Origin of the sequence: Rhodanobacter soli, assembly GCF_040548735.1 — a bacterium.
GTDB lineage: Bacteria > Pseudomonadota > Gammaproteobacteria > Xanthomonadales > Rhodanobacteraceae > Rhodanobacter > Rhodanobacter soli_A.
In genome coordinates, this window is record NZ_JBEPSD010000003.1 from 396,598 (window position 1) to 409,390 (window position 12,793).

General features: G+C 66.8%; 6 protein-coding genes. All 6 read right to left on the reverse strand.

The annotated features are described in order from the left end of the window. Positions 1-3: 3 nt before the first annotated feature. The 6 genes from ABIE04_RS15820 to ABIE04_RS15845 all read right to left on the reverse strand — a co-directional run bounded on the left by ABIE04_RS15820 (position 4) and on the right by ABIE04_RS15845 (position 12,378). Positions 4-1,557: a GH39 family glycosyl hydrolase gene (locus ABIE04_RS15820; RefSeq protein ID WP_354552356.1), complete on the reverse strand. Its 1,554-nt coding sequence runs from the start codon at positions 1,555-1,557 to the stop codon at positions 4-6. A 191-nt stretch (positions 1,558-1,748) separates the two neighbouring features. After that, entirely contained in the window at positions 1,749-3,776 is a 2,028-nt protein-coding gene (locus tag ABIE04_RS15825) for a glycoside hydrolase family 13 protein (protein ID WP_354552358.1), read from the reverse strand. Between the two features lie 94 nt (positions 3,777-3,870). Continuing rightward, the gene (locus tag ABIE04_RS15830) at positions 3,871-6,249 is read right to left on the reverse strand and encodes a TIM-barrel domain-containing protein (protein WP_354552360.1); all 2,379 of its coding nucleotides are present in this window, start codon (positions 6,247-6,249) and stop codon (positions 3,871-3,873) included. A 25-nt stretch (positions 6,250-6,274) separates the two neighbouring features. Further along, complete coding sequence (locus ABIE04_RS15835; protein ID WP_354552363.1) at positions 6,275-7,822, reverse strand: alpha-amylase family glycosyl hydrolase; 1,548 nt, start codon at positions 7,820-7,822, stop codon at positions 6,275-6,277. 35 nt (positions 7,823-7,857) lie between these two features. Beyond that, positions 7,858-9,366 (reverse strand): tryptophan halogenase family protein, encoded by a 1,509-nt coding sequence (locus ABIE04_RS15840; RefSeq protein WP_354552365.1) that lies wholly within the window; start codon positions 9,364-9,366, stop codon positions 7,858-7,860. Positions 9,367-9,492: 126 nt separating this feature from the next. Then, entirely contained in the window at positions 9,493-12,378 is a 2,886-nt protein-coding gene (locus tag ABIE04_RS15845; RefSeq protein WP_354552367.1) for a TonB-dependent receptor, read from the reverse strand. Between the last annotated feature and the right edge of the window lie 415 nt (positions 12,379-12,793).

Below are 12,793 nucleotides of genomic sequence, written 5' to 3' on the forward strand. Positions count from 1 at the left end.
GACTCAACGCAACTCCACCACGACCAACCCCTGCACCGGCACGGTGATCTCGAACCGGCCGTCGCGCACGCTCGACGATGCCGGCGCGGCCAGCTTGCCGGCTTCGCGCAGTTGCATGATCTGCGCGCGGCTGGGGGAGTCGGGACGGCCCATGCGGTCGAACGCTGCGATGGCGTTGCCGTGGCTTTCGTCCAGCCGCCACACGGTGGCGTGGGCGCCGGCAGGCAGGTGTCGTACGTCGATGCTGAAGTGCTTCGGCGTGCCGGCGGGTTCGCCTGGCGTGTAGCTGGCGGTGTTGCCGATGGGCGGGGCGTAGTTCCATAGCGCGATGACCACGCTGCCGTCGTCGCGGCGGGTGGCCAGGGCGGAGTCGGAATTCACCGCGAGGCGCTTGTCGCCCAGCTTGTGCAGCATGGCGAATGCGTTGAACGCGGGCTTGGGAATGCGGTTGGCGGCGATCAGGCCGAAGCCGCCGTAGAACGGGTTGCGCACGACGCCCTGTTCCTCGAACACGTCGGAGAACGACCAGTAGCTCATCGCCTCGACCTTGCCGGCGCACAGGCGGATGGTGTTGGCGATCCACGGGCCCATGAACACGGTGTCGGTGACGTTGGGCAGGTTGGCGTAGCTGGCGTTGTATTCGCTGAAGATCAGCGGCATGTGCGGGTAGGGCGAGGCGGCGATTTCCTTGTGCACCTTGTCCACCGCACGGCAGACCATGTCGGCGCGTGGAATTTTTTCGCTGGTGTGGAACACGTTGTCGGCGGTGTCGTCGCCGTAGACATGCGTGCTGACGAAATCGACCGGCACGTTGTTCTTGTGCGTGTGCGCGAGGAAATCGGTGGCCCACGCGGCCTGCGCCGTGGACGGACCGCCCACGCGGATGCGCGGATTCACCGCCTTGAGCGCGCGCACGGTGTGGTCGTACAGGGTGAAGTAGCTGGCTTGCGCCGGCTTGCCGACCCAGAAGCCGATGTTCGGCTCGTTCCACACCTCGAAGTACCAGCTGGCCACCTCGTCGATGCCGTAGCGCTCGACCAGGTGTCGTGCCAGCGCGCCGATCATCGCGTCCCATTCGGCGTAGTCCTCCGGCGGCGCAACGTTCGGGCGGTACCAGAATGCCTGCAACGCGGCCGGGTCGGAGGTCAGCTCCGGCGGCATGAAGCCGAGCTCGACGAACGGCTTGAAGCCGTGCTCGAGCAGGCCGTCGTAGATCTGGTCGACGTAGGAGAAGTTGTAGGAAATCTTCCCCTGCGCGTCGCGCTGCACCAGGCCCACGTCGTGGTCGAGGATGCCGTGGAAGCGGATGTAGCCGACGCCGGTGGCCTGGTGCACGGCGTCCAGATCCTTGCGGTAGTCGTCGCGCAGCGCCAGCGACGCGCGGCCGGAGCCGAGCATCTGCTCCCAGAAATGCGGGAAGGGCGTGCCCTGCGCGCTGGCGTCGATATGCAGGCGGGTGGTGGTTGCCGGCGGCGCGGCGCTGACCGTACTGGTGAACAGCAGGGCGGCGGTGCAAACCGCCAGGGCCAGGCTTCGCAACTGTCCGGAAAAAGTCATGGCGGGATCCTGTTCGACGGCCCGGAAACCGGCCGGGCGAGGCCTGCAACCATCGGGATGTAAACGTTTACATCCCGATGGAGTTTCCTACACGTCGGGGACCCGCGTCCAGCCATCCGCAGCCGGATTCCGCGGGATCGAAAGCGGTCTCGCGGCGGCGGAGCGAATCCGCCCGTCGCCATGAATCCGGTCTACTGCGCCAGGATCGCCCCATAGTGGCCGTTCACCGCCACGCTGACCTGGCCGTTCTGCACGGTGTAGTGCGTGCCCGAGATCAGCTCGGTGACCGTGCTGCCGTTGGTCATGCTCAGCTGCCACACCGGCACGGTGACGGTGTGCGACACGCTGTCGTTGTTCAGCGCCACCGCGATGCGGTTGGTGGCGTCGAAGCGGCCATAGGCATACAGCTTGTTGGCGTCGTCGGTGAGCAGGGTCATGAACGAGCCGGTGCGCAGCGCCGGGTAGGCGTTGCGGATGGTGGTCAGCTTCTGGGTCAGCGCCACCGCGCTGTTGGTGATGCTGCCGATGGTCCAGTCGAAGGTTCGCCGGTTGTCCGGGTCGGCGCCTCCCTGCATGCCGTACTCGTCGCCGTAGTAGATCGTGGGCGTGCCGACGTAGGTCATCTGGAAGAACAGCGCGAGGTAGGTCTTCCAGATGTCGCCGCCGGCGCGGTTGCCGAAGCGGGTGATGTCGTGGCTGCTGAGGAAGTTGCTCATCGCCTGCTGCACGTTGGTCGGGTAGTTCGCGCGGGTGCCGTGCAGCCAGCTGTCGAACTGCGAGACCGGGATGCTCGCCGCGTTGCCGCCGTAGTCCTGACCGGTGATCCACTCCGACACCGGCTGGGTGAAGCCGTCGTAGTTCATCGCGCCGTCCCACTGGTCGCCGCCGCTGGTCCACGGGCCGGCGTTGCCCCAGAACTCGCCGAGGATATCCGCGTTGGCGTTGACCGATTTCACCGCGCTGCGCAGCTCGGCCATGATCTGGTGGTTGGCGGTATCGCTGCCGTTGCCGCCGCCGGCGTCGAGGTACTGCGCCGCGTCGAGGCGCCAGCCGTCGATCGAATAGGGCGACGCCAGGTAGGTCTTCACCACCGAGCTGGCGCTGCCGTAGATCGCGTTGCGTACCGCCGAGCCGCTGGCGCCGTAGTCCAGCTTGGGCATGCTGGAGAAGCCGAAGAAGGCCGAATAGGTGTTGGGCCAGCTCTGGAAGGTGTAGTAGCCGTAGGTCGGACTGGACTGCGACTCGTAGGCGCCGGTGATGCTGGTCCACCAGTTGTAGCGGTCGAACCACTTGTGGGTGTCTCCGGTGTGGTTGAACACGCCGTCGAGCACCAGGTAACCCTTCGGTCCGTTGCTGGTGCTGTGGATGTCGGCGCTCAGCGTCTGCAGCGTGCTGTTGCTGCCGAACGCCGGGTCCACCGTCATGTAGTCCTCGGTGTCGTACTTGTGGTTGCTCGGCGAGAGGAAGACCGGGTTGAGATAGATGATGTCGGCGCCCACGGTGTTCTTGATGTAGCCCAGCTTCTGGTCGATGCCGGCCAGGTCGCCGCCGAAGAATACGGCGGTGTTGCAGCCGCTGACGTTGGCCACCACGCTCGTCCCCCAGGCATGCTTCTCGGTGGCACAGCCCGCATACGTGTACTGGCCGTTGCTCACGTCGTTGGCGGTGCTGCCGTTGTAGAAACGGTCCGGGAAAATCTGGTACATCACGCCGTTCTTCATCCACGCCGGCGTGGTGAATCCGGGCAGGATGAAGAAGTCGCCGGAGGACGGTTCGGCGGAAGTGGTGCCTGCGGCGTTGAGCCAGGCGGTGGCGCTGCCGTCGTTGATCTGGAAGCGGTAGTACTTCTTCGAGGCGCTGGCCGGCACGGTGCCCTTCCAGTAGTCGAAGTTGCCGGTGGGGTCGTTCGCCGACCAGCTCATCGCCACCCAGTGGAACGCGCCGTCCGCGCTGTCGTAGTACTTGATGTTGGCGCTGCTGATGTCGCCCTTGAAGGTGCGCAGGGTCAGCGTGACCGCCTGGGCGGAAGTCGGCTCGACGTGGTTGTCGTAGAGCGGGCCCTGGTCGTGGAACAGGCCGCTCCATTCCACGTTGTTGTCGTTGCTGGCGGCCCGCGCCTGTTCGTGGAGGGACGGTAATGCATAGAGCGCCAGCGCCGCAGCGAGCGCGCACGCCAGGGTGGATTTCGAGCCATGTCTCGCGTTGCCTTGATTGCCCATCGAACATCCCTCCGCAGGTGGGTGGATCCGGCGTGCCCGCATGGGCACGCCGGGGTTCTTGCGCTTTCAGGAAACCTTGGGCCGCCGGCCGGTCCTACATGGCGATCGTGATCTGCGCGGCACGCGCTGCGGCCACCCGTACGTAGGTGACGTCGCCGTAGCGGTCGTGGCCGCGGGCCCAGCCTTCGCCGCCGCTGCGCTGCAGGGCGGCGGGATCGGCAAAGGCTTTCAGCTGGCCGACGCTGGCGGCCGCAGCGCCGTGGATCTTCAGCAGGTAGAAACGCAGTGCCGGCTTGAAGCTGCCGCTGGCGGCGCCGAGTTCCAGCTCGATCGCGTTGCCGCGGCGTTGCGCCGACAGCGGCTGCAGGAAGTACGCGCCGTGCTCGTAGTCGTAGCTGCTGCCGTCGTCGTCGTAGTAGTCGAATGTGCTGCGCCGTGCGGCGGGGAACACGTCGACGTCGAGCTGGACCAGCGGCTGCTCGCCCACGTAGTCCTCGGGGGGACGGGTCGGGATGATCGCGCCGTCGCGGACGAACAGCGGGATGTCGCTCCACGTCTTGCTGTCGATCGCCAGGCGGATGCTGCGGCCGCCCTCGTAGACCTTGCCGCTGAACCAGTCGGTCCAGCGCCCGGCGGGCAGGTAGATGTCCTTCGCGGTCTGGCCCTGCACGACCACCGGTGAGGCCAGCAGCCAGTCGCCGAACAGCCACGAATCGACGTCGTTGCGCACGTTCGGATCCTCGGGCCAGTCGAACAGCAGCGGACGCACCAGGCCGACGCCGGTGGCGCGGCGTGCATGCTCGTAGCTGTAGATGTAGGGAATCAGCGCGTAGCGAAGGCGGATCGCAGCGGTCGCGGCCTTCTCCGCGACCGGGCCGTACACCCACGGTTGGCGCTTCTGGCCGAGCTCGCCGTGCACGCGGAAGATCGGCGTGAACGCGCCGAACTGGATCCATCGCGCGTAGTTCTCCGGCGTCGGCGTGCCGTCCTTGAAACCGCCGCCGTCCATGCCCCACTGCATCGCGCCCACGTTGATCGCGCTGAGCATGCGCGCGCGCTGGCCGGCCATGCTGGCGAAGCCGGTGGGGATGTCGCCGGACCACAGGCCATAGGCGTAGCGCTGCGAGCCAAGCCAGAAGTTGCGGTTGATCGACCACACACGCTGGTTCGAGACGCCGCGCTGGCTGTCGTACAGCGCGCGCTGCATGTTCATGAACTCGGTATCGCTGCCGGTGGTGTCCGCCTCGTCGTTCCACCAGCCCACGATGCCGTCGTCGTAGCCGTACTTGATCGCCAGGTCGCCGAACCAGCGGCGCGCGGCGGCCAGGTCGAAGTCGATGTTCTTCACCGGCTTGTGCGAAAAATAATCGTCGCTGACTGCTTCGCCCGGCACCCAGAAATCGTGCGCGCTGGCATAGCGTCCCTCCACCGTGTCGACGTGGATGCGCGGTTTCATGATGCCGGTCAGCTTGATCCCGCGGGCGTCCATCTGCTTCTTCAAGGCGCCGCTGGGACCGTCGGGGAACTTGGTCGGGTTCCAGCGGAACTCGCCGTAGTTGTCATCGCCCCAGGCCTTCCAGTCGAAGTCCAGCGTGATGTTGTCGATCGGGATGTGCTTGGCGCGGTAGGTGTCGACGATCTGCAGCAATTCCTTCTGATCGATGCCCCACTGGCTGTTGGTGAAGCCCATCGCCCACTTCGGGAACAGCGGCGTGCGGCCGCTGAGCTGCGCCAGCGCGCCGAACAGCTGCGTCGGCGTGCCGAGCAGGATATAGACGTCCGTATCCTTGCGTGGGCTGTCAGCGCCGATCATGCCGGGTTGCAGCGTGAACGTGGCGCCGTCGCTGTCCAGCAGCACGCCGTAGCCGGCGCTGCTCCACACGAACGGTGCGCCGGCATGGCCTTGCTCGCCGGCGCTGGCCACCTGCTTGCCGCTGCGCAGCATGCCGGCGGAAGCATCCTCGGTGGCGTTGTAGCCGCCGATGCCGTACAGCGCGTCGTCGCCGGCGTGCTGCGCCTGCAGCCGGCCGTGGCGCAGGGCGTCGACGTCGATGCGCAGCAGCGTGCGTTGCCGTGCGTCGTCGATGCGCAGCTGGCGATGCTGGCGATCCCAGTGGACCGAGGCAGCGGCGGAAGCGAGGCTCGCGCCATCGGCGTCCTTCGCGCCGCGTACCTGCGCGAAGCGCGTCGGTGCGGCGGCGGGGTCGAGCACCAGCGTGGGCATGCCGGTATGGCGGCCGGGTTCGAAATGCACGCGCACGATGCCGGGCGCGATGAAGTGGACATCCAGCCGGTCGGCACCGAAGTCGATCGTGATGGCGTGGTTGGCAAGTTGGGCCATGGGGGATGCCTGTGCAGTCTGCGCGGGGACGGCCGCAGCGATGCCGCCCGCCGGAGCCAGGGCGAGGCCAAGCCACAGCCAGGCGGCCAGGGTCGGGCCGGGTTTTGCGGTGCGGGTGGGGGGGATGGTCATGGCGGGCTCCTCGCGGGTCGCGGGTTCAGTCCAGGATGGCGCTGGCATAGGGAGGCAAGGTCAGGTGGTCGCGCCGCAGTGCGGTGCCGGCGCGGCTGTGTCGCAGCAAGTGGCGGAAACGGGTGTCGCCCAGCGGCACCTGTTGCGGTTGGCCGGACAGATTGTGCAGCACCAGCACGTGGCTGCCGGCATCGTCGAGCTGCCAGGCGGCGATGTGCGGGTTGGCCAGCGCGGGCGCGGTGAGCGTGCCGTCGCGCAGCGCGCTGATCTCCCGGCGCCAGCCGATCAGCATGGCGTAGTAGTGCAGCAGCGAATCGCCGGCCTGCTGCTCGGCCTCCACCGAGACGTCGGAGCCGTCGCCGGCACTGAACGTTTTCCAGCGTGTCTCGCCCGTGCCGTGCGGATCGCGGTGCCAGCGCATCGGCTCGCGCAGGTCCGGGTCGGGCTTCTTTCCGCGCATGCCCAGTTCCTCGCCGTAGTAGACGAACGGCTGGCCGGGCAGGGTGAGCAGCATCGCGGCGGCCATGCGCATGTGCTGCGGGTTGCCGTCGAGCTGGCTCATCACGCGTTCCTGGTCGTGGTTGGACAGGAACGGCGCGTCCACGCCGGATTTGCCGGCGACCTTGCGGTAGGCGGAGTCGGTGTGCGCGAGCAGTGCGCCGAGATTGCCGGCGCGTTCGTGCTTCGCGCTGTCGATCAGCTGCACCGCCAGCGGGAAGTCGAACACCGCATCGAGCGGCTTGAAGTACGGCGCCAGTTCGTCGGCGGAGTCGCGGGTCACCTCGCCGACCACATAGGCCGCGGGGTTGACCGTATTCAGGCCCTGGCGGAATTCGGACCACCAGGCGAGGTTCTTCTTGAGCGTGAGCGGATTGTCGGCATCCGCCTTGAAGTCGTAGTAGATGTGCTGCGCGGCGTCGAGACGGAAGCCGTCCACGCCCTTCTTCAGCCAGTACTGGCCGAGCTTGACCATTTCCTTGCGCACCGCCGGCGTGTCGTAGTCGAGGTCCGGCATGTTGGCGGAGAAGTCGCCCAGGTAATGCGCCGTGCCGAGTGCATGCCAGGCCTGCGAACCGGCGGCGTCCGCGGCGTGCAGGTCGGTGTGCGGGCCGGCCCAGCTGTACCAGTCGTGATGCGGATCGGCGGGATCGCGGGCGGCTTCGAACCAGGGGTGCTGGTCGCTGGTGTGGTTGATCACCAGGTCGATGATCACCTTGATGTGGCGCTTGTGCGCCTCGCGCAGCAGGCGTTCGAAGTCGGCCATCGTGCCGTACTGCGGGTTGATGGCGTAATAGTCGGTGACGTCGTAGCCGTGGTAGCTGGGCGACGGATTGATCGGCATCAGCCAGATGCCGCCGACGCCGAGCGACTTGAGGTAGTCGAGCTTCGCGGTGACGCCGTTGAGGTCGCCGGTGCCGTCGCCGTCGGTGTCGTACCAGCTGCGCACGAAGATCTCGTACCACACACCGGAGGGCGCCGATGCAGCAGGAACGGCCGGCGCGGCCGCGGCCGGCGCGGAGCTGCCCAGTGCGAGCAGGGCGAAGAGCAGGGATGAAGCGATGCAGCGGATCATGGTCGGTCCCCGGTCACGGTGGAATGCGGCGGTGCTCATGCGGCTAGGCTGCCGGCCGCACGCGCCACGAATTCGTGGTGCGGCGGCAGCGTGTTCTTCGCGCGGCCGACCAGGGTGCGGATGTCGGCGAGGAAGCCGTCCAGCTGCTCCGCGGTCAGCGCGTCGGCCAGCGGGTGATGGCGATCCGGCTCGATGCGCTGGCCCAGCAGTACCTGCACCCAGCCGCTCTCGGTGAACAGCTCGTCGGCTTCGCGGAAGATCATGCCGGTGCGGCGGAACAGTTCGATGCGGTGCGCCAGCGCCGGCGGGATATCCATCGCGCCGCACTGCTGCCAGAACGGCGTGTCGGTGCGCTCGGTGGCCTTGTAGTGCAGGATCAGGAAATCGCGCACGCGCTCGTACTCGAAGCGGGTCTGGCGGTTGTACTCGTCCACCAGCTGCTGCTCGCAGTGGCGGTCGGGGAACATCGCCAGCAGGCGGTTGATGCCGGACTGCACCAGGTGGATGCTGGTCGACTCCAGCGGCTCCATGAAGCCGGCAGCCAGGCCCAGTGCGAGGCAGTTGCGGTTCCACGCCTGATTGCGCATGCCAGTGACGAAGCGCAGCGGACGCGGGTCGCCCAGCGCTTCGGTCTCCAGGTTCGCCAGGAGTTGCGCGGCGGCTTCGTCGTCGCTGATGAAGCGGCTGCAGTACACGTGGCCGTTGCCCACGCGGTGGCGCAGCGGGATGCGCCACTGCCAGCCGGCCGTGCGCGCGCTGGCCTGGGTATATGGGCGCATCGGGCCGCCCGGGGCGCTGGCCACGGCCAGCGCACGGTCGCAGGGCAGCCAGTGCTGCCAGTTCTCGTAGCCGGTGTTCAGCGCGCCCTCGATCAGCAGGCCGCGGAAGCCGGAGCAGTCGATGAAGAAGTCGCCCTCGACGATCTCGCCGTTGTCCAGCTGCAGCGATTCGATGAAGCCGTCGCCGGCGCGCAGGCGCACGTCCACCACCTTGCCTTCGATGCGCTGCACCGCGCCCGGCGCGATATGTTCGCGCAGGTATTGGGCGTAGCGCGAGGCGTCGAAATGGTAGGCGTAGCGGATGCCGCCGATCGGGCTGCCCGGTACGGATTCCAGCGGCGCGAAGCGGTTCTCGGCCGCGGCCGCGGCGTTGAGCGAATACGCCCACAGGTCCGGCGCGTCCGCCCGGCTGCGGCTTCTCAACCAGTAGTGGTGGAACGGCGTCAGGCCCAGCGGCAGGCCGAGGTCGCCGAAGGCGTGCAGATAGGAATCGCCGAGGCGGCCGAAGCCGTTGAGCTGCACGCCCAGTTTGTAAGTGCCGTGGACGGCACGCAGCATGTCGTCCTCGTCGATGCCGAGGAAGCGGTTGATGTGGCGGATCTGCGGGATGGTGGCCTCGCCCACGCCGACGGTGCCGATCTCGGCCGATTCGACCAGGCGTATGGCAACACCCGCTCCGAGAGCCTTCGCGAGCAGCGCTGCTGCCATCCAGCCGGCGGTGCCGCCACCGACGATCACGATGCGGCGGATGCGGGGATCGTTCATGTCATGGCTCCTCGGCGTCCTGTCTTCGCTGTCGCGCCGCCGCCGCTGCGGATGCGCGGATCATGAAAAAAAACCCCGCCGGAGAATACACAGCGGGGCACCATGGGGAGGTAATGTCGATACGGCTTACTGGAACTTGTACGAGACGCCGATATCGTAGCGGCGGCCGTAACGCTCCCACGTCAGCACCTGGCGTGGGTCGTCGTTCTGGTAGGTGATGAAGGTCTTGTTGGACAGGTTGGAGCCCTGCACGATGAAGGTCAGACCCTTCAGGCTGCCGCTATCGATGCTGTAGCTGACCTGGGCATCGTAGGTGCTGCCGCCCTGGATGGTCTGCTCGATGCGCGACGCGCTGATGCCCGACACCTCGCCCAGGAAGCTCGAACGGTAGCTGTCGCTGATGCGGGCTTCGAAGCCGCTGTGCTGGTAGTACAGCGTGGCGTTGGCGACCCACTTCGACAGGCCCGGCACGGTGATCGGCGTGCTGTTGCCGGCGAACACCAGCGAGCTCTTGGTGCGGTTGCCGGTGAGGATCGCTCCGAAGCCGTCGAGTGCCGGCGTGACCAGGTTGAACGGCAGGTTCAAGGTCACCTGGGCGCCCTTCACGTAGCCGTGGCCGTCGTTGGTCGGGCCGGAGACGATGCCCTGGGTGGTGCCGAGCTGGGCCAGCTGGTCCGGCGTCAGGCCGAACGGCAGGAAGGCGCTGAAGTCGTACAGGAAGGCTGCGTTCGGGTTGATGTAGTCCTTCAGCTTGAGGAAGTAGCCCGACAGTGCGACGTAGCCACCGCCGCCGCTGCGGCAGATGTCCGAGTTCTTCGCTTCGGCGGCGTTGCACTCGTAGCCGTTGCCGCCGGAGAAGTAGTGCTCGTAGCTGACGTTGTAGTTGTCGGCCATGGTCGGCTTGAGCTTGGCGTTGCCGCCCGAGGCGCTGAAGTACGCCTGGTTCGGGTCGGTGTTCTGCAGACGGGTGAAGTTGCCGCTCACCCCCAGGCTGGCGTTCATCTGATCCATGCGCGGGCGGGCCAACGTACGCGCGGCGCTGACGCGCAGGTCATCGTTGTCGCCGAAGCCGAAGATCAGGTTGGCGCTGGGCAGGACCTTGGTGTAGCTGGTGCTGCCGACCACCGGGATCAGCGTGATCGCGTTGCCGGTGATCGCGCTGCCGGGCGCCACGCGTTCGCCGGTCGAACGCTGCGAGGTGTGCTGTGCCTGCACGCCGAAGTTGCCGCGCAGGCTGACGCCGCCAAGGTAGGTGTCGAGGTTGAACTGCACGAACGGGGTCAGCGTCTTTTCGCGCACGTTCCAGTTCGGTGGCATCGCCAGCGACGAGCCGAAGGTAGGCACGCTTACCAGGGTGCCGTCGCTGATCAGATCGAACGGGTTGTAGCAGGTCTGCGCACCCACGCCCATCCAGGCCAGCGGGCTGCAGCTGGTGCCGCTGAACGGCGCGGTCTCGACGGCGCTACCGCCGCTGATGGTGCCGCCGCCAAGGGTCAGGAAGCTCTGGTCGATGTGGTAGGTCTTGTCGCGCGTGCTGTGCGCCACGCCGAACTCCAGGCTGGAGAACGGACCGCTGGAGAAGCTGCGCTCAGCGCTCAGGCGCAGGTTGGCCAGGTAATCCACGGTGTGCGGCGCATTGATGAAGCCGGCCTGCACCACGTCGTTGCCGCCGCCCCAACCCTGCGGATCGGTCAGCACCATGCCGTTGCCGTAATCCAGCGACGGGTTGACGTAGAACAGTCCGTCGTTGCGCTCGACGAAACCGAGCGTGTCCCTGGCGCCGTTGTTCGCGCCGAAGGCCGTGCCGGAATAGCTTTCGAGATTGACGTCGCGGCGCGTGGCGCGCGAATAATTCGCGTCGAGATCGGCCGTCCAGTCCTCGTTGATGGTGAACTTGTTGTCCCAGTTGAAGTTGTAGACCCGGGCGCTGGTGCTGTTGTAGTCGTTGCGGATGACGGCCTTGACGCCGTCGTAGGTGCCGCTCTGCACGAAGCCGTTCTGCACGTTGCCGCCCGGCTGCAGTGTCGCGTTGCCCCAGAACAGCGGGAACTCCATGCCCTTGGCCTGCTGCACTTCCTTGAAGTTGTCGTAGGTGAGGTCGACGACGCCGTTGTACCAGTCGTTCGGCTGCCACTGCACGGTGGCCAGCACGCCGCGACGCTTCATCGTGTCGGAGATGCCGTAGTTCTTCGCGCCACCGATCACGGCGTCACCATTCGCGTCGCCCGGGTAGCCCCACGGCGCCTGGTGCTGGATCTGCGCGGGGTTGGATTCCATGTCCACGCCCAGGGTGACGCCGAGGGTGTGGTCGGCGAACTGGTGCACCCACACGCCGTTGACGTTGTAGCCCTTGTCGCTGACGCCGGGGCCACTCGCCAGCTGGGACATGTCGTTCCAGATGTAGTGGGCATTCAGCGCCGCCTCGGGACCGCTCTTTTCCAGCGGGCGGATGGTGTGCATGTCGACGGTGCCGGTGAGGCCCTGGCCGATCAGGTCGGCCTGCGGGGTCAGGTGCACCACCACGTTGTCAAACCAGCTCGACGGGTACTGGTCGAACTGCACGTCGCGGTTGTTGGACGTGGAAACCTGCTGGCCGCCGTTGACCAGCGCGGTGGAGAAATCCGGGCCCAGGCCGTGGATGGTCAGCACCTGCGGGCGACCGCTGACGGTCTGCACGGCGAGGCCGGGTAGGCGACCGAGGGTATCGGCGATGCTCACGCCGGGCAGCTTGCCGACCTGTTCGGCCGACACGGCCTCGACGATGCTGCTGGCATTGCGCTTGAGCGCGGTGGAGTTCTCGATGCTGCTGACGAAGCCGTTGACCTCGACGGCCTGCAGCTTCTTCGTCTTGTGCTTGCCGTCGGTGTCCTTGTCGGTCGACGCCGGCTGGGCCTGATCTTGCGTGTCCTGCTGCTGGCCGGCCGAGGGTGCGGTCCCGGCGTACGCCGTGGCGCAGACGCCAAGGCACACCGATGCAATCGCCATCGCCAGCACGTTATGTTTCAGAACCATGTACTCCCCTCCCACAAAGGTGTGTCGCCGTCGATCTCGGTTATTGGATTCCCCCGCGCTTCCGTCGGCGACGACCGTCGGCAGGTGCGCTACCGAGCTTTTCGGCGGCGTGTTTGCATGGTAGGCCGGCATTTCCGCAGCGAAGCATTTTCTGCATACGTATTCATGGTGGGTGCCCTGTCGCGCTTATCGCATTGCAGCATCGTGCCTCCGGGAGGAGGGGCCGGCGGCGCGGACCGCGGTGCGACTCGGCATCGGCGCATGGCGCATGGACCGCATCGGCACACCGCGCACGCGGCATGCCGCGACTGCAGCACGAATGAATACGTATGCACATCCGTGCTGGTCGCAACGGAGCTGCAGCTAAGCTGATCGGCATTCAACGACGGGCGATCGAATGTGCCCGCCTCATGCT